Source organism: Sedimentitalea arenosa, from assembly GCF_016428585.1.
Lineage (GTDB): Bacteria > Pseudomonadota > Alphaproteobacteria > Rhodobacterales > Rhodobacteraceae > Sedimentitalea > Sedimentitalea arenosa.
This window is the reverse complement of record NZ_JAELVR010000005.1, coordinates 22,338-49,295: the sequence shown is the minus strand read 5'-3', so window position 1 is coordinate 49,295 and position 26,958 is coordinate 22,338. Positions and strand designations below refer to the sequence as shown.

Sequence of the window (26,958 nt, the reverse complement as noted above, 5' to 3'; positions counted from 1 at the left end):
GCCGGCTGGCCGTTTCCACGGTGCCGCTAAAGCTTGCGCCGCAAACGTCTCTGGCCTAGGAGGCAATCATGGAAAGTTCATCCCACGACCGCCTTCTGATCATCGACTTCGGCAGCCAGGTGACGCAGCTGATCGCGCGCCGCCTGCGCGAACTGAACGTGTATTGCGAAATCCATCCCTACCAGAATGTCACCACCGAATTCCTTGCGGACTTCGCCCCGAAAGCGGTGATCTTCTCGGGCGGGCCGGCCTCGGTAATAGACGAGGGCAGCCCCCGTCCGCCGGTCGAGGTGTTCGAGTTGGGCGTGCCGATTCTCGGCATCTGCTACGGCCAGCAGGTTATGATGCACATGCTGGGCGGCACCGTCGAACGAGGACATGGCACGGCCGAATTCGGACGCGCCTACGTGACCCCGTCGACAGAGAACATCGACCTCCTCTATGGCTGGTTCGAAGCCGATCGCGAGCAGGTGTGGATGAGCCATGGCGACCATGTCAGCGCCCTCGCGCCCGGGTTTGCCGTCTATGGCACCTCGCCCAACGCGCCCTTCGCCATCACCGCCGACCTGTCGCGCGACTACTACGCGGTTCAATTTCATCCGGAAGTGCACCACACCCCCAACGGGGCCAAGCTCTACGAGAACTTCGTTCGCCTCGCAGGCTTCAGCGGCGACTGGACGATGGGCGCTTATCGCGAGGAGGCGATTCGCAAGATCCGCGAACAGGTCGGAGATGCGAAGGTCATCTGCGGACTGTCCGGCGGCGTGGATTCCTCGGTTGCGGCCGTGCTGATTCACGAGGCCATCGGCGACCAGTTGACCTGCGTCTTCGTCGACCACGGCCTGCTGCGGCAGGGCGAGGCCGAGGAAGTCGTGACGATGTTCCGCGACCATTACAACATGCCTCTGATCCACGCCGACGAGCAGGAGCTCTTTCTTGGAGCGCTGGACGGACAGTCGGATCCTGAAACCAAGCGCAAGATTATCGGGAAACTCTTCATCGACGTGTTCCAGAAGCACGCAGGCGAGGTCGGCGGCGCCGAGTTCCTCGCACAGGGCACGCTCTATCCCGACGTGATCGAGTCGGTCAGCTTTAGCGGCGGACCCTCGGTCACCATCAAGAGTCACCACAATGTCGGCGGACTGCCCGAGAAAATGGGGCTGAAACTGGTCGAACCTCTGCGCGAACTGTTCAAGGATGAGGTGCGCGAACTCGGCCGCGAACTCGGCCTGCCTCCGTCCTTCATAGGGCGCCACCCGTTCCCCGGCCCCGGCCTCGCGATTCGCTGCCCCGGCGAGATCACCCGCGAGAAGCTGGAAATCCTGCGCAAGGCCGACGCGGTCTATATCGACCAGATCCGCCGCCACGGCCTGTATGACGACATCTGGCAGGCCTTCGTGGCCATCCTCCCGGTGCGCACGGTCGGTGTTATGGGGGACGGCCGCACCTATGATTATGCCTGCGCCCTGCGCGCGGTGACCTCGGTCGATGGCATGACGGCAGACTACTACCCGTTCACCCACGAATTCCTTGGCGAGACCGCGACGCGCATCATCAACGAGGTCAAGGGCATCAACCGTGTGACCTATGACATTACTTCCAAGCCTCCCGGCACGATCGAATGGGAGTGAACCTGACGGGCGCGCTGATCTGCCAGTCGAGCGACCTCGAAACCGTTCTGTCCGCCTTGCCCGATCACATCCGCCTCACGCGCGCGGAACGGGGCTGCCTTTCCTTTGAGCTCACGCAGTCGGAAACCAACCCTTGCCGGTTCGACGTGCGTGAGCGGTTCGTCGACCGCATCGCGTTCGACGCCCATCAGCATCGCACCAGGGCAAGCGCCTGGTGGCACCTGACAGCGCATATCCCGCGGCAGTTCCAGCTGCGCGACACATGACGGCCGAAGTCCCTCAAACGCTCAAGGCTGCGCTGTGGATGACCGGTGCCATCGCGTCGTTCTCGTCGATGGCGGTGGCGGGGCGTGAGGCGAGCTTTGCGCTGGATACCTTTGAAATCATGATGTATCGAAGCATCGTGGGGGTTCTGATCGTCTCGGTCATCCTGACGTTCACCGGATCCTGGCAGCAGGTCACGCGGCGCTCCATGGGCACCCAGACCCTGCGCAACCTCGCCCATTTCACCGGCCAGAACCTGTGGTTCTATTCCGTCACGGTCATCCCGCTGGCCCAGGTCTTCGCGTTGGAGTTCACCTCGCCTCTCTGGGTTATCGTTCTGTCTCCGTTGCTCCTCGGCGAACGGATCACGCCGGTGCGCGCTCTTGCGGCGATGATCGGCTTTCTCGGTATCCTGATCGTGGCGCGGCCCAGTCCCGAGACTTTCAGCCCCGGGCTCGTGACCGCCGCCTCCTCGGCGGTCTTCTTCGCACTGACCACAATGCTGACGAAGAAACTGACTCGCACCGAAACGGTCGGCTGCATCCTGTTCTGGTTGACTGTCATGCAGTTGGTGTTCGGGATCATCGCAGCGGGCTATGACGGCGACATCGCCCTGCCCGACACGCAAACTGCGCCCTTCCTGCTGGTCATCGGTTTTGCCGGGCTTCTGGCGCATTTCTGCATCACCAATGCGCTCGCCATCGCGCCCGCCACCGTGGTCGTGCCCTTCGACTTCGCCCGCCTGCCGGCGATCGCGATCATCGGGATGCTTGTCTACGGCGAGGCGCTGGACATCTGGGTGCTCGTCGGAGCCATGGTGATCTTCGGGGGAAACTACATGAACATCCTCGCCGAAACCCGCAGGAATCGGGTCGCCTGACCCGGAGCCGGGCGGTTATCTGAGGGCATGAGTGACCAAAAATCCATATCGGGCCGCGCCTGGGCCGAACTGCTGCTTCTGGGCGTGATCTGGGGCGGTTCCTTCCTGTCGATCCGGCTCGCGCTGAACGAGGTGCCGGTCATCACGGTGGTCCTGCACCGAACACTGTGGGCGACACTCCTGCTCTGGGCCGTGGTGCTCGCGATGCGTCTGCCCCTGCCCCGGGACCCTAAGGTCTGGCTCGCGTTCCTGGTCATGGGACTGCTCAACAACGTGATCCCCTTCGGCCTGATGGCGTGGGGCCAGTTGCACATCGAGACGGGCTTGACCTCGATCCTGAACGCCACCACGGCGATCTTCGGCGTCGTCGTCGCTTCCATCGCCTTCGCGGACGAGCGTCTGACTCTCCGCAAGGGTATCGGTGTTCTGCTCGGCTTCCTCGGCGTCGCCACCGCGATCGGCTGGGATGCCCTGACCGGGTTCGATCTGCGCAGCACCGCGCAGCTGGCGGTGCTGGCCGGCACGCTCAGTTATGCGCTCGCGAGTGTCTGGGCGCGGCGCAAGCTGGCGCATCTGCCCCCGCAGGTCGCCGCCGCCGGGATGCTGAGCGGGTCAACACTGCTTCTCATCGCACCCGCGCTGTTGATCGACGGACCGATCGGCTTTGACCTCGCACCCGGCACCTGGGTCGCCATCGCCTACTATTCTTTGATTGCGACCGCAGGTGCCTATCTGCTCTACTACCGCGTCTTGGGAATGGCCGGCAGCGGCAACCTGATGCTGGTCACGCTGCTGATTCCGCCGGTCGCCATCGTGCTGGGCGCGCTTGTGCTGGGCGAGGACCTGCAACCGCGGGCCTATGCCGGGTTTGCACTGCTGGGATCAGGCTTGCTGGTTCTGAACGGAACGCTGTGGAAAGGACGCGATTGACCCCACCTGCGGGGCTGGATAGCAAGACCGAAAAGGACCGGGACCATGCTCTATCCAACCGCCCAAGACTGGCGGACCACCGACCACAAGCGCGTGCTGTTCTTTGGCATGTCGGGGCTGGGCAAGACCCATGTCAGCCAGATGCTGCGCGACTCTGGCGGGTGGTTTCACTACAGCATCGATTATCGCATCGGCACACGCTACATGGGCGAATACATCGCCGACAACGCCAAGGCGCAGGCGATGAAAGTGCCGTTCCTGCGCGATCTGCTGCTGTCGGATTCGATCTATATCGGGTCCAACATCAGCTTCGCCAACCTGACCCCGGTGTCGGCCTATCTCGGAAAACCCGGCAACCTCGATCTGGGTGGTCTCAGCATGGAAGAATACCGCCGCCGCCAGGATCAGTTCCGCCAGGCGGAGATTCATGCCTTGCTCGACACCGGCTATTTCATCGACCGCGCCCAGCGGCTCTATGGCTATCCACACTTCATCTGCGACACCGGCGGGTCGATTTGCGAATGGGTCGATCCCGACAATCCCGACGATCCGCTGATGGCGGATCTGAGCGCGCGCACCCTGATGGTGTGGATCAAGGGCGACGCCGCGCACACCAAGGAGTTGATCCGCCGGTTCGACAAGGCGCCCAAGCCGATGTCCTACCAGGCCGAGTTCCTGACCGACGCCTGGAGGTCCTATCTCGACGAAACCGGCTGTCGTGAACAGGATGTCGACCCCGATGCGTTCATCCGCTGGACCTATGCAAAGGCGCTCGCCCACCGCCAACCGCGTTACGAGGCGATGGCCCGCTGGGGCGTGACGGTCACTGCCGACGCGGTCGCCGCCGTGCGTGACGCCGCCGATTTCGACCACCTGATCGCCGACGCCATCGCCGCGCGGCACTGAAAAGTCGCCCGAGCGAGCAAGAACAGGAAGCACCATACCCGCATGCCCATCAAGATCCCCTCCGATTTGCCAGCCTACGAGGTTCTGACCCGCGAGGGCGTCATGGTCATGTCCGAAGACCAGGCCGCCCGACAGGACATCCGCCCCCTCAGGATCGGGCTCCTCAACCTCATGCCCAAGAAGATACAGACGGAAAACCAGTTCGCCCGCCTGATCGGCGCGACTCCGCTGCAGATCGAACTGAGCCTGATCCGGATGTCCGAGCATCAGGCCAAGAACACCGCCGCCGACCATATGGAAAGCTTCTATCGGCCGTTCTCCGAGATCGGCGACGAGAAGTTCGACGGGCTGATCATCACCGGTGCGCCGATCGAACACCTGGAGTTCGGCCAGGTCACCTATTGGGACGAACTGCAGCGGGTGTTCGACTGGACGCAGACGAACGTCCATTCCACCTTTGGCGTGTGCTGGGGCGGAATGGCAATGATCAACCATTTCCATGGCGTTCCCAAGCACATGCTCGATCACAAGGCGTTCGGTTGCTACGCGCATACCAACCTGGCACCGGCCTCGCCCTATCTGCGCGGTTTCTCAGATCTCTGCGTGATTCCCGTGTCGCGATGGACAGAGATGCGCCAGGATGAAATCGACGCGGCACCGGGGCTCAAGACCCTGTTGGGCAGCGATGAGGTCGGACCCTGCCTGGTCGAGGATCGCGAGCACCGTGCACTCTACATCTTCAACCATTTCGAATATGACAGCGACACGCTGAAGCAGGAGTATGACCGCGACGTCGCCGAGAACACTCCGATCAACGTGCCAAGGAACTATTACCCCGATGACGATCCTTCGCGCCCGCCGCAGAACCGCTGGAGAAGCCACGCGCATCTTCTATATGGCAACTGGATAAACGAGATCTACCAGACCACCCCGTTCGAGTTGGATCAGATTGGGCATTAAGGCACTCCTCGCACTTGTCGTCACCGTGGCCGCAGTTGCGGCGATCACGCAGTGGCGCGCCGGCGTACAGGAAACACGCGCCGAGACCCGCTTTCCGCCCGAGGGTGATCTGCTGACCGTCGACGGCGTGACGGTACATGCGGTCGTGATGGGTAGCGGTCCCGATTTGGTCCTGATCCACGGGGCCAGCGGCAATTCCCGTGACATGACCTTCTCGCTCGCGCCACGCCTTGCGGAACGCTATCGAGTCATCATGTTCGACCGGCCCGGCCTGGGCTATACCGAACGCCTCAACTCCACCGGCGCGAGCCTGAACCAGCAGGCGACGCTCCTGGCGCGAGCGGCCGGCCAACTCGGTGCGGACAAGCCCATCGTGATGGGCCACAGCTATGGCGGCGCGGTTGCGCTGGCCTGGGCCATTGCGCATCCGGAAAACATCGCCGCGCTCGTCGCCGTTTCGGCGCCCTCGAACCCGTGGACAACACCGCTCGACCCGCTCTACCGCGTGACCTCGTCCTGGTGGGGCAAGCTTTTCGTCGTTCCGCTGCTGACCGCCTTCGTCAGCGAAGACCGTATCGAGGAAGCGATCGAAAGCGTCTTCCCGCCGCAAACACCGCCGAAGGGTTATGAGGATCACATCGGAGCGCTGCTGACCCTCCGGCGCGTGTCGATGCGTGCAAACGCGGACCAACGCGCCAATCTGCTGGACGAGATCGAAAGACAACTGCCCGACTACGCGAACATCACGGCCCCGACCGAGATCGTCCACGGAACCGCCGACACGACCGTCGGCCTGTCGATCCATTCCGAGAAGCTGGTCCACCAGATCGACGGCGCCGTTCTGACCCGGCTGGACGGCATCGGCCACATGCCCCACCATGCCGCCGAAGACGACGTGGTCGCGGCAATCGACCGTGCCGCTGCGCGCGCAGGTTTGCGTTGATCGCCGATACAGCCCATATTGCTGAAAAGACGAAGGAGAAGGACAAGGCGATGGAACTGCCTTTCAACGGTGCAATCACTGACTTTTTCGAAAACGAAGCACCGACATCCATCAGTGACAGCATCCGGCATGCTGACAAGAACGACATCATCGCCGACTCCTATCCCTATGACGAACGACTGAAAAAGAAAGCCTACAAGAAAGAGCTCGAGGCGCTGCAGATCGAGCTGGTGAAGATGCAGGCCTGGACGCTCAAGACCGGCCAGCGCATCGTCATGCTTTTCGAAGGGCGCGACGCCGCGGGGAAAGGCGGCACGATCGAGCGGTTCGGCGAACACCTCAACCCGCGGATCGCGCGCGTGGTCGCGCTGTCCAAACCGTCGAATGCCGAGCAGACGCAATGGTACTTTCAACGTTATGTCGACCACCTGCCTTCGGCCGGACAGATCGCATTTTTCGACCGCAGCTGGTACAACCGCGCCGTGATCGAAAAGGTGTTCGGCTTCTGCTCCGACGCGGAACGCGAGCGTTTCTTTGCGCAGGTCCATCCCTTTGAAAAGGCGCTCGTGTCCGACGGGATCCACCTGTTCAAGTTCTGGCTGAACGTCGGACGCGCCGAGCAACTGCGTCGCTTCCTCGACCGCGAGAACGATCCCCTGAAACAATGGAAGCTCAGCGAGATCGATGTCCAGGGCCTGCGGAAATGGGACGATTACTCCGCCGCGATCCGTGAAACGCTCGACCGCAGCCATGCCATCGGAGCCCCGTGGACCGTCATCCGCTCGGATGACAAGCGCCGCGCGCGTCTGAACGCGATCCGGACAGTTCTGCACGCGCTGAACTACGACCGAAAAGATCACAAGGCGCTCGGCGAGATCGACACGCGGGTCTGCGGTGGGCCGGACCTGTGGGATGCCTAAACGGGGATACCATCACGGCAATCTGCGCCAGGCCCTGATCGACGCCGCGCTGGAACTGATCGAGGCCAAGGGCCCGACGGGATTCACGCTCTCGGAAGCCGCCAAGCAGGCAGGTGTGACTCCGGCCGCCGTCTACCGGCATTTCGAGGGTCGCGAAGACCTGATCGCCGAGGCCGCCCGGCAAGGGTTCGAGATGTTCGCGGACCTGATGCAATATGCCTACGACAAGGGCCAGCCCTCGGCGCTGGCCGCGTTCGAGGCCACCGGCCGCGCCTATCTGGCCTTTGCGCGCAAGCATCCGGGGCACTACATCTCAATGTTCGAAAGCGGGATATCAGTCAACCGGACGCCCGAACTGGCCGCCGCCTCGGCGCGGGCGCGCGATGTGCTGGAACGCGCCGCAACCGACCTGTCCAAGCATATTCCGCCGGAGAAACGCCCGCCCGCTTCCATGGTCAGCGCCCATATCTGGGCGATGAGCCACGGCGTTGTGGAGCTTTACGCCCGCGCCCTGCCCGGCAACCGGTCGCCTTTTCCGCCGGAGGATCTGCTGGAATCAGGCATCGGCATCTACCTGCGCGGGCTCGGCCTGATCCCGGCCGACACCTGATCAGGCGGCGTGGCGCGCGCCGAGATCGGCCAGAACCTCGGCGGCGATCCGAAACGATTTGACCCGCGCGGTGTGGTCGTGAATCTGCCCCGTCAGGATCAATTCGTCGGGTTTGTACATCTCGATCAGAGCGGATAGTCCGTTTTGTACACTTTCCGGAGCACCGAAAACGCTGATCCGCAGGGCGTGATCAACCGCCCTGCGCATCGCCGCGCCGATGGTCGCGTCGATGTCATCGACCGGGCGCGGCAGCTTGCCCGGCTGGCCGCTGCGCAGCCGGGCGAAGGCTTGCTGCATCGACGTGCGCAGATAGGCGCCTTCGGCGTCCGTATCGGCGGCAAATACATTCACCGCCAGCATGAAACGCGGGCGGTCAAGATGGGCCGAGGGCTGGAATGTGTCGCGGTAGATCTGCACCGCCTGTTCCAGCGCGTCCGGCGCGAAGTGCGACGCAAACGCATAGGGCAACCCGAAATGCGCGGCGAGTTGGGCACCATAGAGCGAGGAGCCGAGGATCCAGACCGGCACATGGGTGCCCTCGCCCGGCAGCGCGCGCACCGGTGCGCCGGGGCGCGGATCACCGAGATAGCCGATCAGTTCGGCGACATCCTCGGGGAAGCGGTCGCCACCGTCCCGGCGCAGCGCGCGATAGACCGCCTGATCGCCGCCGGGGGCACGCCCCAGACCAAGGTCGATGCGGTCGCCATGAATCGTCGCCAGCGTGCCGAACTGTTCGGCGATGGTCAGGGGCGCATGGTTGGGCAGCATGATGCCACCCGCCCCGATCCGCATGGTCCGCGTGGCGTTGGCGACATGACCGATCAGGACTGAAGTCGCGGCACTGGCGATGCCCGGCATGTTGTGATGCTCGGCCAGCCAAAAGCGATGATAGCCGGCCACTTCGGCCTGCTGCGCCAGATCGACGGTGTTTGCGATCGCCTGCGCCGCATCGGAGCCGTCGGGCACCGGGGCAAGATCGAGAACGGAAAAACGCATGGAAACCCTCCAGCTGTGTCACCCGAGATAGCCATTGCGGCGCGGAAACGGAAGAGACGACTGGCATTCCTGTCGCCAAGATGCTTCTCGTTTGAGAAAATCAAGCGCTGGATTGAACAGTCCACCTCGATCAAAAGACGAAACAAATGAAAAGAGGAAAGACGCCACGAAGTGTGCTATCACAAGCGGGTGTCAGGGAGGATTATCATGCGATTTTTCTCAACAGCGGCTGCCATCGCCGCAGGATTTTTGACTTGTTCGATCGCGGCTGCGCAGGACATTGTCTGGACGCTGGAAGGACTCGAGGCACCAGAGAGCGCCTACTTTGACGATGCACGCAACATTCTTTTCGTCTCGAACATCAACGGCGAGCCAACGGCCAAGGACGGCAACGGATATATCTCGCTCGTCAGTCCCGATGGACAGATGCTGGAGGCGAAATGGGTCACCGGGCTGGATGCACCCAAGGGATTGGTAAGTGATGGCGTCACACTCTACGTGAGCGATATCGACCGACTGGTCGCCATCGATATCGATGCAGGCAAGATTTCCCAAGCATGGCCTGCCGAAGGTGCGATCTTTCTCAACGACACGGCACTTGATGCAACGGGACGTGTCTATGTGTCGGACATGATCACCGACAAGATCCATGTTCTGGCTAACGACGACCTTTCCGTTCTAGCGGAAGGCAGTGCTCTGCAGCATCCCAATGGTCTCAACATGCGTGACGGCAAACTGCTTGTCGCACCATGGGGCCTTGATCTGCAGGAAGACTTCACCACCAAGACCGGTGGGCATCTCATAACCGTCGATATCCATGACGGCAGTGTCGCGCCCTTGGGGTCCGGTGATCCTGTCGGCAATCTTGATGGTCTGGAACCGGATGGCAAGGGCCATTGGATAGTGTCGGACTGGATCGCCGGGGCTGTCTACCGCATCGCCGATGAAGGCACGAAAGAGTTGCTTCTCGACCTCGATATGGGCAGCGCTGACCTCGAGTACATTCCCGACCAATCTCTGCTGGTCGTGCCGATGATGCTCAACGACACGCTTGTGGCCTACCGGCTAGAGTAGGGCTGGCGCCGCCATTGCCGGTTGCGACCATCCGGTCAAAACTCATACGTTTTTGTCGCCGGCGAGATCGATCGTTTTGCCAGGCTTCAAAAGCGTTCTTTGGCGCAACCACAGTGAACGCACCATTTGTCCGCATAGTGACCGTGCGTGACTTGGTTCACATGATCAGCCAAGACACTTGGGCCCGATCCACGAAAAACGCCGCCAGATGTCCATCCGGCGGCGTTGGGTGTTGACGGGTTCGGCAGGCTTAACGCTTGGAGAACTGGAAGCTCTTGCGGGCCTTGGCCTTGCCGTATTTCTTGCGTTCCACGACGCGGCTGTCGCGGGTCAGGAAGCCTGCCGCCTTCAGCGCGCCGCGCAGCGACGGATCATACAGCTGCAGCGCCTTGGAAATGCCGTGCTTGACCGCACCGGCCTGCCCGGACAGGCCACCACCCTTGACGGTGGCGACGACGTCGAACTGGCCATCGGTGCCGGTGATGCCGAAGGGCTGTGCCAAGATCATCTGCAGCACGGGACGCGCGAAATAGTCGTTCTGCGGTTTGCCGTTTACAGTGACCTTGCCGGAGCCCGGCTTGATCCAGACGCGGGCGACCGCATCCTTGCGCTTGCCAGTCGCGTAAGAGCGGCCCAGCTCGTCGCGCACGGGCTCACGGTTGACTTCGACCTCGGCGACGGCTTCGATCCCGGCCACCTGGTTCAGATCTTCGAGTGTGTTGATTTCTTCAGCCATGGCTCATCAGCTCCGGGTGTTTTTCTTGTTCATGGATTTGACATCCAGAACTTCGGGGCTTTGCGCCTCGTGGGGGTGATCGGTGCCCGCATAGATGCGCAGGTTGGTCATCTGCTTGCGGCTCAGCCGGTTGCCGGGCAGCATCCGCTTGACGGCCTGCATCACCACGCGCTCGGGATGCGCCCCTTCAAGGATCTGCTGCTTCGTGCGGCTCTTGATCCCGCCGGGATGGCCGGTGTGCCAGTAGAAGTGCTCATCGCGCTTCTTGCCGGTCATCTGCACCTTGTCGGCATTGATGACGATGACGTTGTCACCCATGTCCATGTGCGGAGTGAAGGACGGCTTGTGCTTGCCGCGCAGACGCGTGGCGACAATCGACGCGAGACGGCCCAGAACGACGCCCTCGGCATCGATCAGGATCCATTTCTTGTCGATATCTGCTGGTGTGGCAGAAAAGGTTTTCATGGCAGGAGTTTCCTGTTTGACGTGAAAGGCGGATGCAAAGCGCACACGCCCGAATTCGATGGATGGGGTTTACGGCCCTTACTTAGCCGCGTCAAGCGCATCCATACTGATTTTATCCCGCACTACCAACAGCTTACGATTTCGGTATTTAGATACCCCAAATTCGGCACCGCGCTTCTCGGCCGTATTCTGATAATTTCGCCTGAACTATGCCAACATGGTCGGGAACGAAGAGAAACACTGTCATGACCGATCATCGGGACATTGTCGTTACATCCTATGTTGCGGCCTGGTTGGCACCCGATGCCTCAAGACGCGTGGCCTTTTTGCAAACCGGCTGAGCGGAATATGGATCCCAATGCGACTCCAATTCCAGTGTAACCGGCCGCGCGGGGCTCAGCGATATGATCGGTGGGGTCCAGTCGAGCAGAGGCGGTGCACGGACCGAAGTGACAAGCCGACCGTCGACCCATAATCGCCATATCCTTTTCATCTGGCGGATGGTTGCGGCCGATAGCATCGTTGCCATCGACGGTGTGGATTTCGGCTTGGAGGATGAGGACGGGCGAATCTCGAGCATCGACGGCTTTTTCGGCCCGCGGCCTTCGCTCGACGGCTGATACGTCAAGGCCCCCTACCGTTTCGGCGGGATCGAATAGGTCATGCTCGCGCGCGCGACCGGCTTGTCCGACCCTTCGGAGAACAGCAGGATGTCCGTTACCGACAGTGCCTTTCCGAGTTTCAGAAGCCTTGCCTTGGCAACCAGATCCTTGCCCGCTTCGGGCTTGCGCATGAAATCCATCGAACAGCCCGTCGTCACCGTCAGGGCCTCGCGTCCGATCCGCGCCAGGGTCGCAACATAGGCCGCCACGTCCGCGAGGGCGAACATTGACGGACCTGAGACCGTCCCGCCCGGGCGCAGGTTGCTGTCGGTGATCCGCATCCGCATGACCACGTTTTCACCGTCAAGGTGGTCGACGATGAAATCGTTTTTGACTTGTGGAAAAATCTCGGCGAGAAACGCGGTCATTTCCTCTGGTGTGAACTTGCTGTCCGTGCTTTCCATGCTTTTCTCCGGCCCGTTGCGCCGGTAACGTTGCGCCAAAGCGATGGGAGAGCAAGATGACAATTCTGGAACGTCACGACACCGGTGCGGTGGCGCATCTCACGATGAACGCGCCCGAGCGGCTGAACGCGCTCTCGGACGAGATGATCGCCGCGCTGCAAGACCAGTTCGACGCGCTTTCCGAAGACCGCTCCATTCGCGCCGTGGTCTTGTCCGGCGCGGGCAAGGCCTTCTGCGCCGGCCATGATCTCAAGCAGATGACCGCGGGCCGGCAGGCCGAGGATGGGGGCAAGGCCTATTTCGCCGACCTTTTCGGCCGTTGCGCGGCGCTGATGCTCAGCATCCGCTCGCTGCCGCAACCCGTCATCGCGCGGGTCCACGGGATCGCCACGGCGGCGGGGTGCCAGCTGGTCGCGACCTGCGACTTGGCCGTCGCTGCCGATACCACGCGCTTTGGCGTCAACGGGGTCAATATCGGCCTGTTCTGCTCGACCCCGATGGTTGCGCTGTCTCGCAACATCCCGCGCAAGCAAGCCTTCGAGATGCTGACCACCGGCGGCTTCATCCCTGCTGACCGCGCGGAGTCTCTGGGTCTGATCAACCGCGCGGTTCCGTCCGATCAGCTGGACGCGGCCACTGCCGAACTTGCCGAAACCATCGCCTCAAAGCTCGGCGCGGCGGTCAAGATCGGCAAGCAGGCCTTCTATCACCAGCTCGAACTGCCTCTGGAACAGGCCTACGCCTATACCGGTGATACGATGGTGCAGAACATGATGTATCGCGACACCGAAGAAGGCATCGCCGCCTTCATCGAAAAGCGCGATCCCAATTGGCGGCAATAGACCCAATCCCGATCCGCACCTTCCCAGCGGACCCGTTCATCTCTGCCCGATCTATTGCGCCAGCCCCGCGCCTGTCCTAGATCACGGACATGACACAGACATTGAACATCGTGGGCGGCGGTATGGCCGGCTCGGAAGCCGCCTGGCAGGCCGCCAACATGGGGATAGACGTGGTGATCCACGAGATGCGCCCCAAGGTCGAAACCTTCGCCCACAAGACCGGCAACCTTGGCGAGATGGTCTGTTCCAACTCATTCCGATCGGATGATTCCGAACAGAACGCGGTCGGTCTGCTGCATTGGGAAATGCGCGCCGCCGATGGATTGATCATGCAGACCGCGGATCGCCATCGCCTGCCGGCCGGCGGCGCACTCGCGGTGGACCGCGAACCCTTTGCCGAAACCGTGACGGCCCGGTTGAAAGACCACCCGAACATCACGATCTCGCATCAGGAGGTCACGTCCTTGCCCGAGGATGGGCATTGGATCTTCGCGACCGGCCCCCTGACATCGACCGCATTGGGAGAAGCGATCCGTGCGGAAACCGGTGCCGAGGCGCTGGCCTTTTTCGACGCGATCGCTCCGATCGTCTATTTCGACAGCATCGACATGACCCGTGCCTGGATGCAATCGCGCTACGACAAGGGCGAGACCGAGGAAGAACGCACGGCGTATCTGAACTGCCCGATGGACCGGGATCAGTACGAGGCCTTCATCGACGCGCTGCTGGCGGCGGACAAGACCGAGTTTCACGAGGGCGAGACCGCCGGCTATTTCGACGGCTGCCTGCCGATCGAGGTCATGGCCGAACGCGGGCGCGAGACCCTGCGCCACGGCCCGATGAAACCGGTCGGCCTGACCAACCCGCACCAGCCTGACGTCAAGGCCCATGCGGTGGTTCAACTGCGTCGTGATAACGCACTGGGAACGCTCTACAATATCGTCGGCTTCCAGACCAAGATGAAGTACGGCGCCCAGACCGAGGTGCTGCGGATGATCCCGGGGCTGGAGAAGGCGAGCTTTGCGCGCCTAGGCGGGATCCACCGCAACACGTTCCTCAACTCGCCCACCCTGCTGGACGAACAGATGCGCCTGAAATCGCGCCCCAATATCCGCTTTGCTGGCCAGATCACCGGCGTCGAGGGCTATGTGGAAAGCGCGGCGATGGGCCTTCTGGCCGGGCGCATGGCAGCAGGCGACATTCTCGGCCAGCCGATCGCACCGCCCCCGGATACGACCGCCATGGGGGCTCTCATCACCCACATCACGGGCGGCGCGGATGCCAAGACCTTTCAACCGATGAATGTGAATTTCGGTCTCTTTCCCCCTGTTCAAGGCTTGAAGGGCGGACGGCGCGGACGCAAGGACCGCTACAAGGCCTATACCGACCGCGCCAAGTCGGACTGGCGGGGCTGGCTGGCCCAGACGGCACTGGACGCCGCCTGATGTTGCCGCCTAGGCTGGGAGCATGATTGACCGGTTCCTGACCAAGGCTTATGGCGCGCGTGATGCCAGCAGCACGCGCGCGCTTTATGACGCCTGGGCCGACAGCTACGAGGCCGAAGTCGGCGAAAACGGATATGCCACGCCCGGCCGATGCGCAGCCGCGCTGAGGGCACGCATGCCAGACCCGTCACGCCCGGTGCTCGATTTCGGTTGCGGCACCGGGCTGTCCGGCCTCGCCCTGAAACTGGCGGGTTTCACCACGATCGATGGGGTGGATCTATCGCCCGAGATGCTGGCACAGGCGCGCGAAAAGAGCATTTACCGCAAGCTCGACCTGATCGAAGCCGGAGCATCGCTGCCTGTCGCGGCCGGCGGGTATGACGCCATCGCCGCCATCGGTGTGATTGGCGCAGGAGCTGCGCCGATTGCCGTGTTCGACACGCTGATGGAGGCTCTGGAACCGGGTGGTCGCCTCGTTTTTTCCTTCAACGACCATGCGTTGGCCGATCCCGCACATGAGGCCAAGGTCGACAGCTGGGTCAACGGTGGCCAGGCGAAACTGCTGTTCAAGGAATACGGTGATCACCTGCCCGGGATCGAATTGAAGTCCAACGTCTACGTCATTGAAAAAAATTGACCTTCACGACACGCTTCGCCCCGTCTCCCACGGGACCTTTGCACTTGGGCCATGCCTATTCCGCCCTGCTCGCCCACGATCTCGCAATACAGGCGGGTGGCACCTTCCTGTTGCGGATCGAGGATATCGACCTCTCGCGCGCACGGCCCGAATGGGAAGCCATGATTTTCAACGATCTTGCGTGGCTGGGTCTGGCTTGGCCTGAACCGGTGATGCGCCAATCCGAACGGATCGGAGTCTATCAGGCCGTTCTCGACGATCTCTGGGCCCGCGGGTTGCTCTATCCCTGCACCTGTTCGCGACGGGACATCCAATCCGCTGCCGCAGCCCCGCAGGAAGGCGCGCCGATGTTCGGCCCGGACGGGCTGATCTATCCCGGCACCTGCCGCCCGACCGAAGCGGCCGCCAACGCACTGTCCCGCCGGAACCGTCCAACCGACCTGCCCTTGCGGCTGAACATGACGCGGGCGACTGCGGCCGTGGGCGAAGAGGTTGGATTCACAGAAAAGGGACAAGGCCCGGAAGGTGAAGCGGGAGAGATCCGCGTCACGGCGTGGCAGCTGACCCACGGCATCGGGGACATCGTTCTGGCGCGGCGCGACATGGGAACGTCCTATCACCTTTCCGTCGTGGTGGACGATGCGGCGCAAGCCATCACCCGTGTCGTGCGGGGGCAGGATCTGTTCGAGGCCACCGCGATTCATGTACTGTTGCAAGCGCTGCTGGACTTGCCGCACCCGGATTATCACCATCACCGGCTGATCCGGGATCCGGCAGGCAAGCGGCTGGCCAAGCGCGACGACGCCCGCGCGATTGCCAGGTTTCGTGAAGACGGCGCCAGCCCGTCCGACATCCGCGCGATGGTCGGCCTCTAGGTCATCGGCAGCATCAGTTCGACCTCGTCACCGTCGCGCACCGCTGTGTAAAAGCAGCTTCTACGGTTAGTATGGCAGGCCGGGCCGGTCTGACGGATGGTCAATAGAAGACAATCGCGGTCACAATCCACGCGAAAATCGACCAGTTCCTGCACGTGTCCCGAGGACTCGCCCTTGACCCAGAAGGCCTGCCGCGAGCGCGACCAATAGGTCACCCGGCCGGTTGCAAGCGTGCGGGAGACAGCCTCTGCGCTCATCCAGGCCATCATCAGAACATCGCCGGTTTCCGCGTCCTGCGCGATCGCCGGAATGAGGCCCGCCTCGTTATAGACCAAGGTCGCAGGATCGAAGGACATGGTTGAAAACCTTTTGCATCGGCGGAATCGCAGATTATGTAAAGGGAACCAAGCAGGAGGAAAAGCCATGTCCGGCGAAACCGATCTGATCAAGCTGTACTCTGCCCGCATCCTTGCGTTGGCGGCTGAGATTCCGCATCTTGAGAGGCTCGACGCCCCGGAGGCGACGGTCAAGAAACGCTCACCCCTCTGCGGCTCGACCGTCACGGTGGATATCAAGACCGAAGATGGCCGGATCAGCGCGTTCGGACAGGACGTCAAGGCCTGTGCGTTGGGTCAGGCCGCCGCGTCGGTCGTCGGCAGCGCCGTGATTGGCACAACGCGAAAACAGATCGAAACCGCGCGCGATCAACTCAAGGCCATGCTCAAAAAGGACGGACCGGTTCCCGACGCGCCGTTTGACGGGCTTGAAGTGCTTTTGCCCGCACGCGAGTACAAGAACCGGCACGCTTCGATCCTGCTGGCGCTGGAAGCGACCGCCGAAGCCGTGGAACAAGCCGAACAGGCCCGCTGCGCCTGATCCTTCTCCAACAAAAAAAACCGCCGCACATCCCGGGCGGATGGCGGCGGCAGTCTGTGCGGTCTTGCAGGGGATCCGGTGCGCCATCGGATCACGGGACGTGATCCACAAGGACAGGCAGAGAGCCCTTGCCATGCAGACGGGACAGACTACAGGGCGACCGGTGCAAGATTGCAGGCAGAAACGCGTAAACTCGTATCAGATCATCCCAGGAAGATGCAGCGCGACCAACAGCATGATCACCAGCGCCCCCGCGCCAGCTGCATCCTGAAGCAAGGTTGGGCGGGAGCGTTGAAATGCGGATTTGAGCTGGCAGATCATAGGTCACTCCTTTGAAGTCGGTATTTGTTGACCCTTTGTTCTCATTTTCATTAACTTTTGTAAAGAACTTTTTAAGAACATTCGCGAACTTTTTGGGATTTTCGAGTTACCCGACTGAAATCAAACGGATCGCCCGATCCTGCCGCATCAGCCACAAGAGCGTACGCACGGCCTTGCCTCTATCACTGGTCAGTTCCGGATCAGCGGCCAGCAAGGCCCTGGCATCGGAGTGAGCCACCGCCATCAGGTCGGCCTGGCGCTCGAGGTCGGCGATCTGGAACCGGGGCAACCCGGATTGCGCGGTGCCGATCGCGTCGCCCGCACCGCGCATGGCAAGATCGGTCTCGGCGATCACGAACCCGTCTTCGCTGTCGCGCAGCACCTCGAGCCGCCGCCGTCCTCCTTCGGACAGGGGCGGACGATAGAGCAGCAGACAGGTCGACTCAGCCTCGCCGCGCCCGACCCGGCCGCGCAGTTGGTGCAACTGCGCGAGGCCGAAGATCTCGGCGCGCTCAATGACCATGATCGTGGCGTTCGGCACGTTCACACCGACTTCGATAACTGTCGTCGCCACCAGCACCTGTGTTTCGCCGGACTGAAAGGCCGCCATCGCTGCGTCCTTGTCGGCAGGAGGCATCTGGCCATGGACCAGGCCAACCACCCCTTCCCCCAACTCGGCTCTCAAACTCTTGAACCGATCCTCGGCGGCCGTCAGGTCGACGGCTTCCGACTCCTCCACCAAGGGACAGACCCAATAACACTGCCGCCCTTCCGCAATCGCGCGGCGCAGGTGGTCGATCACCTCGACCATTCGCTCGGTACTGACCACGGCCGTCTTGATCGGCTTGCGTCCAGGGGGCTTCTCGTCCAGCACCGACAGATCCATGTCGCCGTATTGTGCGAGCGCCAGGCTGCGGGGGATCGGCGTGGCGGTCATTACCAGCACGTCCGCGCCGACGCCTTTTTCCGCCAGTTCCATCCGTTGCCGGACGCCGAACCTGTGCTGTTCGTCCACGATCACCAGCCTCAAATCGTGAAAAGCCACATCCGCCTGGAACACGGCATGGGTGCCGACGAGCATATCGATCCGGCCCTCGGCCAACGCGGTCAGCTTGGCGCGGCGGTCCGCACTCTTGTCGCGCCCGGTGAGAATCTCCAGCCTGACCCCCGCATCCTCGGCGAGCGGGCGCAGGCCTTCCAGATGCTGGCGCGCAAGGATTTCCGTCGGGGCCATCATCACGCCCTGCCCGCCCGCTTCGACTGCGACCAGCAGCGACATGAATGCGACCAGCGTCTTGCCCGACCCGACATCGCCTTGCAGCAGCCGGTTCATGCGCTCGGGCGCAGCCATGTCGGCGGCGATTTCCTCCATCGCGCGGGATTGTGCGCCGGTCGGCCGATAAGGCAGCGCTTGCAAGACCTTGGATTGAAGTTCCCCGGTCGCACGGCTGACGATACCGCGCGACTTGCGTTCGCGGCGTCGCGCAAGCGCGAGCGTCACCTGGTGCGCCATCAACTCGTCATAGGCCAGCCGTGCGCGCGACGGCGCCGAAGGGCTGATGTCGTCGAGACCTCGCGGTGCATGGGCCTCGCGAATCGCGTCCGCCCAATCGGGCCACCCCGCCCGCGCCTTTTGCGCGGGGTCGATCCACTCGCCGAGATCAGGCAATCGCGCCAAGGCGGATTGAACCGCCTTGAACAGGACCTTCTGGGTGATGCCCTGCGTCAGGTGATAAACCGGTTCGAATTCGGGAATGGCGTCCGCCTCGTCAGGCGGCAGGACGTGATCGGGATGCACCATCTGGGCAAGGCCATCGAATATCTCGACCTTGCCCGATACCAGTCTCTTGCTACCCGGCGGCAACAACCGCGTCAAATACTCCGCGCGCGCGTGGAAATAGACCAGCTGGAAATCGGCGTCCGCATCTTCGACCAGGATGCGATAGGCGCCGCCACGATTGCGCGACTCGCGGTGCGCGCCAACGCGCACCTCTACCGTTAGGGTCGCGGGGAGATCGACACCCCGGATCGATGCGCGGCGGCGCCGGTCCACCACCGCATAAGGCAACGAGAACAATAGGTCACGCGGCGTTTCAATCTGGAGCTGGCTGAGATTCTGCGCCGTCTTGGGCCCGATCCCGTCGAGCGTCTCGAGCCCTGCGAAGAGCGGGAACAGCTGTTCGGGGCGCCCGCTCATTGCCCCTCGATCAAGGCGAGCCAGCCGTCCTCGTCCAGTGTTTCGATACCAAGTTCGGCAGCTTTCTTGGCCTTTGACCCCGCCCCCGGACCCGCGACAAGTAGATCGGTCCGCGTACTGACGGACCCCGCCACCTTGGCCCCAAGTGCCTCGGCCCGTGCCTTGGCCTCGGCCCGGGTCATCTTTTCGAGCGTGCCGGTGAACACGACGGTCTTGTCCGCGACCGGACTGCCGGCCGTGTCGGGTGCGACGGCGTCCTCGACCGTCAGGTGCTTCACCAGGCGATCGATCGACGCGCGCTCGCTCTCCTGCGCGAAGGAGGTCGCAAGCGAGGTCGCCATGACCTTGCCGACCCCGTCGATAGACAAGAGATCATCCCAATCAGGCCCTTCGAAGCTTGCGGCATTCGTCATCGCGGATTGAAACACGTCCCAGCTGCCGTAGTGGGCAGCGAGCAGGTTCGACGCGGCCTCCCCGACATGGCGCAGACCCAGCGCGAAGATCAGGCGCCCAAGCGGAATGACCCGTTTCTCGTCGATCGCCGCGAACAGGTTCTCGGCGGATTTCTGACCCCACCCTTCGCGGTTCTTCAATTGCTGCACACCCGAGCCATAGCGCTCCCGCAGCGTGAAGATGTCCGCAGGCTCACGGATCCATCCATCGCGATAGAACTGTTCGACCTGTTTCGCGCCGAGGCCCCCGATATCGAAGGCGGCACGCGAAACGAAGTGTTTGAGTTTTTCCACCGCCTGCGCCGGGCAGATCAAACCACCGGTGCACCGCCGCACGGCGTCGCCCTCCTCGCGGATGGCCGCGCTGCCGCACTCGGGACAGGTGGTTGGAAAGACATACGGCTCGGCATCTTTAGGCCGCTTTGCGAGGTCGACATCTGCGACTTTCGGGATGACGTCGCCAGCGCGATAAACCTGGACCCAGTCGCCGACGCGGATGTCCTTGCCATCCCGAATGACTCCGCCGCTCGCGTCACGTCCGGCGATGTAGTCCTCATTGTGCAACGTGGCGTTGGAGACCACGACACCGCCGACCGTGACCGGCAGCAGGCGGGCTACGGGGCTCAAGGCACCCGTGCGGCCGACCTGGATGTCGATGGCCTCAAGCCGGGTCCAGGCAAGTTCCGCAGGAAACTTGTGCGCGATTGCCCATCGCGGCGTCGTCGACCGCATGCCAAGTCGCGCCTGAAGGGCGAGATCGTCCACCTTGTAGACCACCCCGTCGATATCATAGTCGAGCGTCGCTCGACGGCTTTCGATCTCGCGGTAGCGTGCCAACATCGCGGTCGGCCCGTCGCATCGCGTGGTCAGCTCGTTGGTGGCGAACCCCAGTTCTGCAAGCCGTTCGATGGCACCGAACTGCGTATTCGCCAAAGGCTCGGACAGCTCGCCCCAGCCATAAGCGAAGAACCTCAGAGGCCGCGCGCGCGTCACGCTGGCGTCGAGCTGCCTGAGCGAACCCGCCGCTGCGTTGCGCGGGTTGGCGAAGATCTTGCCGCCGGATCCGGCCTGTCTTTCGTTCAGCGCCGCGAAGTCCGCGTGCGACATGTAAACCTCGCCACGGATTTCGAGCACCGCCGGCGCACCAGTCAACTCGGTCGGAATGTCGTCGATCGTACGGGCGTTGTCGGTCACATTCTCACCGACCGCGCCATCGCCGCGCGTCGCGGCTTGCACCAGGTTGCCATCCTCATAGCGCAGTGACAGGGACAAGCCGTCGATTTTCGGTTCAGCGGTATAGACCAGCCCGTCGGTTTCCGAGAGGCCAAGATAGCTCCGCAAGCTGCGATCGAAGGCCTCGATATCGTCGTCTTCGAAAGCGTTGCCCAGCGACAGCATGCGCAGCTTGTGGCGGACCTTGGCAAAGCCGTCCGCCGGACGCGCGCCGATTTGTTCGGTCGGGCTGTCGCCTCGTTTCAGATCCGGAAAGCGGGCTTCGATCTCGGCGTTGCGGCGCTTGAGCCGGTCGTATTCCGCATCCGTCAGCCGCGGGGCATCTTCGGTATGATAGGCCGTGTTCGCGTCGTGAAGCAGTTCCGCCAACCGCGCAAGTTCCGCTTCCGCTTCCACGCGCGCGAGGTCGGCAACGTCTTTGTCGTCTTTCAAGGCTACGCCCCATCCCAGATTCATGTCCAGTGATAGGGCTCAGTCGGGGGCAGGTCCAGATCGCAGTCGCCGTGAGTGGTGGTCTTGTCGCCGAGTATCCGCGCGACCGCGAGTGAGCCTGCCCGGTTGGTCAGGCGCCCACAGCCAGACGCGGCTTGCTCATCTGGTCACCCTGCGGATCGCGCAGCACGTATCCCCGTCCCCAAACAGTTTCGATATAGTTTTCGCCGCCCGTCGCCACGCTCAGCTTCTTGCGCAGTTTGCAAATGAAGACGTCGATGATCTTGAGTTCGGGTTCGTCCATTCCGCCGTAAAGATGGTTCAGGAACATTTCCTTGGTCAGGGTCGTACCCTTGCGCAGGCTCAGGAGTTCGAGCATCTGGTATTCCTTGCCGGTCAGGTGGACCGGCTGATCCTCGGCACTGACGGTTTTCGCATCCAGGTTCACCGCGATCTTGCCCGTGTGGATGACCGACTGCGAGTGTCCCTTGGAGCGGCGGATTATCGCGTGGATTCGCGCGACGAGTTCTTCGCGATGGAACGGCTTGGTCAGATAATCGTCCGCGCCAAAGCCGAAGCCCTTGATCTTGTTTTCTGTATCATCCGCGCCCGACAGGATGAGGATTGGCGTTTCGATCCGTGCCATTCGCAATTGCCGCAGCACTTCGTGACCGTTCATGTCGGGAAGATTCAAGTCGAGCAGAATGAGATCGTAGTCATAGAGCTTTGCAAGATCTATGCCTTCTTCGCCCAAGTCGGTCGCATAGACGTTCAAATTGGCATGCGTCAACATCAGCTCGATGCTTTTTGACGTAGTGGGGTCATCCTCGACCAGCAAAACGCGCATTATCAGGTTCTCCGCCTTAATCATTGTCCCGTATGACATTAACCTTGACCATAAAGGTTAACTGCACGTTACCGTGATTCAGATTATGGCCGACACAACTTACGGTTGTCTATACTTTTTCAACGCCGTCGCCTTCAAGGCATCTTCTCCGTGATCCGCCACCGCCGAGACCCAACTGCCGAACTCCTCTTCGCTCAAGCCGTATTTCCGCAAGGCGTCCTCCTGCGAAATCAGACCGTAAAGCACACCACGCACCACGGCGGCCTTGCGCGAGGCGACCCAGCGTCGCGTATCCGACGGGGGCAGGTCCGCCCGCGTCATCACCGTCCCATCTGCGAGCGTTACCGCGCGCGGCCCATCCACCTTTTTCAGAAACATGCGTCATACCCTTTGCATCACGCCACAAAGACTGACGCAGCGGACTTAACGGTGAATGAAACCGCCCCTTGTGAGTCTCTACGATTTTCCTATATTCTGCGAGGCCTTCCCAACCGCACAGGAGCCGCCGTCATGGCGCTGGACAGCGACACCCCGATCAATTCGCTTGGCTTCGCCAAGGCGCCGCAGGACACCCGGGTCGTGGTGGCCATGTCAGGTGGCGTCGACAGCTCCGTCGTCGCGGCGCTGCTGGCGGATCAGGGCTATGACGTGGTGGGGGTGACGCTGCAACTCTACGACCACGGCGCGGCGCTGGCAAAGAAGGGCGCGTGCTGCGCCGGGATCGACATCCACGACGCCCGCCGCGTCGCCGAAGAACGCGGGTTTCCGCACTACGTTCTCGACTACGAGAACATTTTCAAGGGCGCCGTGATCGACGAGTTCGCCGACAGCTATCTGAACGGCGCGACTCCGGTGCCCTGCATTCGCTGCAACGAACGGGTCAAGTTCAAGGACCTGCTTGAAACGGCCAAGGATCTCGAGGCCGATTGCATGGCGACCGGCCACTATATCCAGCGCAAGGATGGCGCACATGGCCCTGAACTGCACAGTGCCGAGGATGCCGCCCGCGATCAGTCCTATTTCCTGTTCTCGACAACGCCAGAACAGCTCGATTTCCTGCGGTTTCCTCTGGGTCATCTGCCGTCCAAGGACGCGACCCGCGCCCTGGCCGCGCAATACGGGCTGAGCGTCGCGGACAAGCCCGACAGCCAGGACATCTGCTTCGTGCCGAACGGGGACTATGCGGCGGTGATCGAAAAGCTGCGTCCGGATGCGGCCGATCCGGGCGAAATCGTCCATGCGGACGGGCGGGTCCTGGGCGAGCACAAAGGGATCATCCACTACACCATCGGCCAGCGTCGCGGTCTCGGTATCGGTGGGCTGAGCGAGCCGCTCTATGTCGTGAAACTGGATGTCGAAAAGAAGCAGGTCGTGGTCGGCCCGAAATCCCTTCTGGCCACGCGCACCGTTCCGGTGCGCGAAATCAACTGGCTTGGCGACGCGCCGATGACCAGCCGCGCGGAATGGCATGTTTCGGTCAAGGTCCGGTCGACCCGCCCCCCGCGCGAGGCGATCCTGCGGCCGCTTTCGGACACTGAGGCGGAAGTTGAATTGCTGACCCCCGAGGAAGGCGTCTCGCCCGGGCAGGCCTGCGTGTTCTATGAAACCGAAGGCAGCCGTATCTTTGGCGGCGGCTGGATCTGGCGCGGCTGACGCACGCCTGCACGATCGCTCAGCCGGACAGGCGCGACAGAACCGCGCGGGCCGCCCGCAAGCCAGGTGCGTCGCCCCCCTGCCCGAGGCGCGTCATGGTGGTCGCCATCGCCTCCAGCTGTCCGTCAGGATTGGCCAGCACCTCGCCCAAGGCCTGGGCCACGCTGTCGGGCTGACAAGCGGGGCCGAGGAACTCCGGCACCACACGGGTCTCGCTGACCAGATTGACCAGCGTCACCGTATCGACCAGAGCCATGCGGCTGATGATCTGCCAGCTGAGCCAGTTGAAACGATAGGCCACGACCATCGGCGTCTGCGCCGCGGCAAGCTCCAGCGACACGGTGCCCGACGCGGCAAGAGCGACTTCGGCGGCGCGGAACGCGGCGCGCTTGTGCGCTCTCGCGACCATGGGGTCAAAATCGCGCGGATCGATCACCACGGTGCTCGGCGGCCAATCGGCGAGACGCGCGCGCACGAGATCCGCCACCGGGCCAGCGGCCGGCACCACGATCCTGAGGTCCGGATGGGCTTGCGCGAGGCGTGCAAGCGCACGTCCGAAGACCGGTGACAGCCGCGTGACCTCACCCGCGCGCGATCCCGGCAGCACCAACGCGAAGCGCGACTCATCCAATCCGAACGCGGATCGGAATGCGGTGATCTCGGCGTCCGTGGCTTGCGGCTCGGCCACGACCGGATGACCGACGAAATCGCACTCCATGCCCACCGCGGTCATCAGCGGGGGCTCAAAGGGAAAAAGCGCCAGAACATGGTCGATCACGCGCGCCATCTTGGCTGCGCGATTGGGACGCCACGCCCAAACAGTCGGCGCCACGTAATGCACCGTTCGAACCGAGGACGCCACCTTGACCAGTCCCGCGACACGCAAGCAAAAATCGGGGCTGTCGATGGTAATCAGGACGTCCGGCGCGGCGTCGATCACCGCCTGTGCGGTCTCGCGGATCCGCCGCTTGAGATGGGCGTATTTCGGCAGCACTTCGGCGATGCCCATGACGCTGAGTTCATCCATCGGAAACCGGCTGACCAGTCCGTTGGCCTGCATCTCCTCTCCGCCGATCCCGTCAAACTGCACCGCGGGCACAAGACTTTTCAACCCGGCCATGAGCGCGCCGCCCAAGCGGTCTCCCGACGGTTCTCCGGCGATCAGAAAAACGCGCATCACCCGTCCCGCTCGCACACCCACAGGAACAAGCCGAGTCGATCGCATTCCGCGATCACGGCGGCCTCATCCAGGATGATGACACCCCCAGCCGCAATGGCAAGCCCGTCAAGACCGGCCTCTGCCGCCGCGCGGATCGTGCCTAGGCCGATTGTCGGCAGGTCTACGCGCAGATCCTGGTCGGACTTGGGCGCCTTGTAGAACACGCCGCCCTGACCCGGATCGGGCCGCTGCGCGAGCGTGGCGAGCATCCAGTCGGTGCCGTAGATGGATTCGATGGCCAGTGCCTGCCCCGCTTTGACGGCGCAAGCCTGCCCGATGTCGGCCGCTGACATGGCCGACACGACCTCGACCGCGCGGCGCACATCGGCGCGCGCGCGATCATCCGGCTGCCGTGTCGTTCGGCATCCCGCTGGCGGCAGCAAGTCCGGAGCCAGGTGGTGCGCCGCCCGCACCCGGATTCCGGCCTGTTCCAGAATGCCGATCACACCGCGTAACGCCCCGTCATCCCCCGCAAGCAGCGCCTTCTGCAGAATCGGGACAAGCGGCACTGTCGCACTGTCGATCAGGGACGGATCGATGTCGGGCCTGCGGATCGCCCCCGCCATGCAGATTTCGCTCACACCCCGCTCCCGAAGCGCCGCCAGCAAGGTTCCGAACGTTTCGAGCCGGAACGGCATGTCGACGGCGAGGTCTTCGGGGGGAAACTGCTCGAGCGCGCAGATGATGGGGCGGGCGTCGAGATGGCGCACGAGCTCTCCGGGCAGCCCGCCCGTGCCGGCGATCAGAGCCAACATGCTTAACGCCCCGGTGTCAGGAACGAGCGGTCGGTATCGCCCAGAACGAAATCAACGAGCTCGCGCACATGGGTACTGTCGGTTTGCTCACCGAGTTCGCGCACACGGTCGCTGAACGTACCCTCGCCCTCTGCAAGACTGCGGAAGGCGGCGCGCAGGGCCGAAATCTCCTCGCGAGGAACGCCACGCCGTTTCAGACCGACGAGGTTCAGCCCATGCAGTTCGCCGCGCGGGGCCTGCACCAACCCGTAGGGAATCACGTCGTTGGTCACCATCGTGACGGCCCCGATGATCGCGCCCTTGCCGATGCGTACCCATTGATGCACGCCGGACAGACCGCCGACGATTACGTCATCTTCGAGAACGCAATGGCCGGCGATTGCCGCCGCATTCACCACGATCACGCGGTCTCCGATCTGCGCATCATGAGCGATGTGACATCCGGCCATGAACAAGCCGTCGTCGCCGACACGTGTGATGCCGCCGCCTCCTTCTGTACCCGAATTCATCGTCACATGTTCGCGAATACGATTGCGCGCGCCGATCACGAGCTGCGTGTTTTCACCCCGGAACTTCAGGTCCTGAGGGATTTCCCCGATCACCGCGAAAGGAAAGATCACCGTGTCCTCACCGACCTCGGTCTGGCCCGTGACCACCACATGACTGCGCAGTTCGACGCGGTCGCCCAGCACCACCTGGGGCCCAACGACGCAGAACGGACCGATGCGGCATCCCTCGCCGATCCGGGCGCCCGGCTCGATCAGGGCCGACGGATGAATCTCCGACATCGAGC

29 protein-coding genes are annotated in these 26,958 nt (G+C 62.8%); 16 read left to right on the top strand and 13 right to left on the bottom strand.

Annotation, left to right across the window (positions count from 1 at the left end):
* Positions 1–68: 68 nt before the first annotated feature.
* Genes guaA through JF290_RS08335 form a run of 9 tightly spaced genes read left to right on the top strand, consistent with a single transcriptional unit; the run spans position 69 to position 8,044 of the window.
* Complete coding sequence (guaA, locus tag JF290_RS08375; RefSeq protein WP_199024406.1) at positions 69–1,631, top strand: glutamine-hydrolyzing GMP synthase; 1,563 nt, start codon at positions 69–71, stop codon at positions 1,629–1,631.
* Positions 1,622–1,897: a putative quinol monooxygenase gene (locus JF290_RS08370; protein ID WP_199024405.1), complete on the top strand. Its 276-nt coding sequence runs from the start codon at positions 1,622–1,624 to the stop codon at positions 1,895–1,897. Before guaA ends, JF290_RS08370 begins: the two co-directional genes overlap by 10 nt.
* Positions 1,894–2,775 carry a DMT family transporter gene (locus tag JF290_RS08365; protein WP_227362685.1) on the top strand — a complete coding sequence of 294 codons (882 nt, stop codon included), beginning with the start codon at positions 1,894–1,896 and terminating at the stop codon, positions 2,773–2,775. The genes JF290_RS08370 and JF290_RS08365 overlap by 4 nt, the downstream gene beginning before the upstream one ends.
* A 27-nt stretch (positions 2,776–2,802) precedes the next feature.
* Positions 2,803–3,705 (top strand): DMT family transporter, encoded by a 903-nt coding sequence (locus tag JF290_RS08360; RefSeq protein ID WP_199024404.1) that lies wholly within the window; start codon positions 2,803–2,805, stop codon positions 3,703–3,705.
* Between the two features lie 45 nt (positions 3,706–3,750).
* Positions 3,751–4,611, top strand: a complete 861-nt coding sequence (locus JF290_RS08355; RefSeq protein ID WP_199024403.1) for an ATPase — start codon at positions 3,751–3,753, stop codon at positions 4,609–4,611.
* A gap of 42 nt (positions 4,612–4,653) precedes the next feature.
* Positions 4,654–5,571: a homoserine O-acetyltransferase MetA gene (gene metA, locus JF290_RS08350; RefSeq protein WP_199024402.1), complete on the top strand. Its 918-nt coding sequence runs from the start codon at positions 4,654–4,656 to the stop codon at positions 5,569–5,571.
* 25 nt (positions 5,572–5,596) lie between these two features.
* A complete protein-coding gene (locus JF290_RS08345) occupies positions 5,597–6,514 on the top strand; it encodes an alpha/beta fold hydrolase (protein WP_328701218.1) in 918 nt (305 codons plus the stop codon).
* A 50-nt stretch (positions 6,515–6,564) separates the two neighbouring features.
* A complete protein-coding gene (gene ppk2 / locus JF290_RS08340; RefSeq protein ID WP_199024401.1) occupies positions 6,565–7,434 on the top strand; it encodes a polyphosphate kinase 2 in 870 nt (289 codons plus the stop codon).
* Positions 7,427–8,044 carry a TetR/AcrR family transcriptional regulator gene (locus JF290_RS08335; RefSeq protein WP_199024400.1) on the top strand — a complete coding sequence of 206 codons (618 nt, stop codon included), beginning with the start codon at positions 7,427–7,429 and terminating at the stop codon, positions 8,042–8,044. The genes ppk2 and JF290_RS08335 overlap by 8 nt, the downstream gene beginning before the upstream one ends.
* Here the strand turns inward: JF290_RS08335 and JF290_RS08330 are convergent, their stop codons facing one another.
* A complete protein-coding gene (locus JF290_RS08330; protein ID WP_199024399.1) occupies positions 8,045–9,040 on the bottom strand; it encodes an LLM class flavin-dependent oxidoreductase in 996 nt (331 codons plus the stop codon).
* A 207-nt stretch (positions 9,041–9,247) separates the two neighbouring features.
* Between JF290_RS08330 and JF290_RS08325 the strand changes: the two genes are divergently transcribed.
* Positions 9,248–10,114, top strand: coding sequence for an SMP-30/gluconolactonase/LRE family protein (locus tag JF290_RS08325; RefSeq protein ID WP_199024398.1), 867 nt, complete (start codon positions 9,248–9,250; stop codon positions 10,112–10,114).
* Positions 10,115–10,364: 250 nt separating this feature from the next.
* Here JF290_RS08325 and rpsI read toward each other — a convergent pair whose 3' ends face one another.
* From rpsI to JF290_RS08310, 3 genes are all read right to left on the bottom strand, one after another.
* The gene (gene rpsI / locus JF290_RS08320; RefSeq protein WP_199024397.1) at positions 10,365–10,850 is read right to left on the bottom strand and encodes a 30S ribosomal protein S9; all 486 of its coding nucleotides are present in this window, start codon (positions 10,848–10,850) and stop codon (positions 10,365–10,367) included.
* A gap of 6 nt (positions 10,851–10,856) precedes the next feature.
* Positions 10,857–11,315 (bottom strand): 50S ribosomal protein L13, encoded by a 459-nt coding sequence (gene rplM, locus JF290_RS08315; RefSeq protein WP_199024396.1) that lies wholly within the window; start codon positions 11,313–11,315, stop codon positions 10,857–10,859.
* Positions 11,316–11,949: 634 nt separating this feature from the next.
* Positions 11,950–12,381 carry a PaaI family thioesterase gene (locus JF290_RS08310; protein ID WP_233155219.1) on the bottom strand — a complete coding sequence of 144 codons (432 nt, stop codon included), beginning with the start codon at positions 12,379–12,381 and terminating at the stop codon, positions 11,950–11,952.
* A 56-nt stretch (positions 12,382–12,437) separates the two neighbouring features.
* Here JF290_RS08310 and JF290_RS08305 point away from each other — a divergent pair, with 56 nt between their 5' ends.
* The 4 genes from JF290_RS08305 to gluQRS all read left to right on the top strand — a co-directional run bounded on the left by JF290_RS08305 (position 12,438) and on the right by gluQRS (position 16,180).
* Positions 12,438–13,223: an enoyl-CoA hydratase gene (locus JF290_RS08305; RefSeq protein ID WP_199024395.1), complete on the top strand. Its 786-nt coding sequence runs from the start codon at positions 12,438–12,440 to the stop codon at positions 13,221–13,223.
* An 89-nt stretch (positions 13,224–13,312) separates the two neighbouring features.
* Positions 13,313–14,668 (top strand): methylenetetrahydrofolate--tRNA-(uracil(54)-C(5))-methyltransferase (FADH(2)-oxidizing) TrmFO, encoded by a 1,356-nt coding sequence (gene trmFO / locus JF290_RS08300; protein ID WP_199024394.1) that lies wholly within the window; start codon positions 13,313–13,315, stop codon positions 14,666–14,668.
* Positions 14,669–14,690: 22 nt separating this feature from the next.
* Positions 14,691–15,305: a class I SAM-dependent DNA methyltransferase gene (locus tag JF290_RS08295; RefSeq protein WP_199024393.1), complete on the top strand. Its 615-nt coding sequence runs from the start codon at positions 14,691–14,693 to the stop codon at positions 15,303–15,305.
* Complete coding sequence (gene gluQRS / locus JF290_RS08290; protein WP_199024392.1) at positions 15,302–16,180, top strand: tRNA glutamyl-Q(34) synthetase GluQRS; 879 nt, start codon at positions 15,302–15,304, stop codon at positions 16,178–16,180. Before JF290_RS08295 ends, gluQRS begins: the two co-directional genes overlap by 4 nt.
* On the opposite strand, the gene hisI is transcribed toward gluQRS, so the two are convergent.
* The gene (hisI, locus tag JF290_RS08285; protein ID WP_199024391.1) at positions 16,177–16,536 is read right to left on the bottom strand and encodes a phosphoribosyl-AMP cyclohydrolase; all 360 of its coding nucleotides are present in this window, start codon (positions 16,534–16,536) and stop codon (positions 16,177–16,179) included. The genes gluQRS and hisI overlap by 4 nt on opposite strands.
* A gap of 67 nt (positions 16,537–16,603) precedes the next feature.
* Between hisI and JF290_RS08280 the strand changes: the two genes are divergently transcribed.
* A complete protein-coding gene (locus tag JF290_RS08280) occupies positions 16,604–17,056 on the top strand; it encodes an iron-sulfur cluster assembly scaffold protein (protein WP_199024390.1) in 453 nt (150 codons plus the stop codon).
* A gap of 198 nt (positions 17,057–17,254) precedes the next feature.
* Here JF290_RS08280 and JF290_RS19695 read toward each other — a convergent pair whose 3' ends face one another.
* From JF290_RS19695 to sciP, 5 genes are all read right to left on the bottom strand, one after another.
* Entirely contained in the window at positions 17,255–17,377 is a 123-nt protein-coding gene (locus tag JF290_RS19695) for a hypothetical protein (RefSeq protein ID WP_255625604.1), read from the bottom strand.
* 106 nt (positions 17,378–17,483) lie between these two features.
* A complete protein-coding gene (gene recG / locus JF290_RS08275; RefSeq protein ID WP_199024389.1) occupies positions 17,484–19,574 on the bottom strand; it encodes an ATP-dependent DNA helicase RecG in 2,091 nt (696 codons plus the stop codon).
* Positions 19,571–21,691 (bottom strand): NAD-dependent DNA ligase LigA, encoded by a 2,121-nt coding sequence (ligA, locus tag JF290_RS08270; protein WP_425503935.1) that lies wholly within the window; start codon positions 21,689–21,691, stop codon positions 19,571–19,573. Before ligA ends, recG begins: the two co-directional genes overlap by 4 nt.
* 130 nt (positions 21,692–21,821) lie before the next feature.
* Positions 21,822–22,538: a response regulator transcription factor CtrA gene (gene ctrA, locus JF290_RS08265; RefSeq protein ID WP_199024387.1), complete on the bottom strand. Its 717-nt coding sequence runs from the start codon at positions 22,536–22,538 to the stop codon at positions 21,822–21,824.
* Positions 22,539–22,637: 99 nt separating this feature from the next.
* Positions 22,638–22,916, bottom strand: coding sequence for a CtrA inhibitor SciP (gene sciP, locus JF290_RS08260; RefSeq protein WP_199024386.1), 279 nt, complete (start codon positions 22,914–22,916; stop codon positions 22,638–22,640).
* A 132-nt stretch (positions 22,917–23,048) separates the two neighbouring features.
* On the opposite strand from sciP, the gene mnmA reads away from it, so the two are divergent.
* Positions 23,049–24,191 carry a tRNA 2-thiouridine(34) synthase MnmA gene (gene mnmA, locus JF290_RS08255; protein WP_199024385.1) on the top strand — a complete coding sequence of 381 codons (1,143 nt, stop codon included), beginning with the start codon at positions 23,049–23,051 and terminating at the stop codon, positions 24,189–24,191.
* 19 nt (positions 24,192–24,210) lie between these two features.
* Here mnmA and lpxB read toward each other — a convergent pair whose 3' ends face one another.
* The 3 genes from lpxB to lpxA are packed head-to-tail and all read right to left on the bottom strand — an operon-like array spanning position 24,211 to position 26,953.
* Entirely contained in the window at positions 24,211–25,368 is a 1,158-nt protein-coding gene (gene lpxB, locus JF290_RS08250; protein WP_233155218.1) for a lipid-A-disaccharide synthase, read from the bottom strand.
* Entirely contained in the window at positions 25,368–26,165 is a 798-nt protein-coding gene (locus JF290_RS08245) for an LpxI family protein (protein ID WP_199024383.1), read from the bottom strand. The genes lpxB and JF290_RS08245 overlap by 1 nt, the downstream gene beginning before the upstream one ends.
* A 2-nt stretch (positions 26,166–26,167) precedes the next feature.
* Positions 26,168–26,953, bottom strand: a complete 786-nt coding sequence (lpxA, locus tag JF290_RS08240; protein ID WP_199024382.1) for an acyl-ACP--UDP-N-acetylglucosamine O-acyltransferase — start codon at positions 26,951–26,953, stop codon at positions 26,168–26,170.
* Between the last annotated feature and the right edge of the window lie 5 nt (positions 26,954–26,958).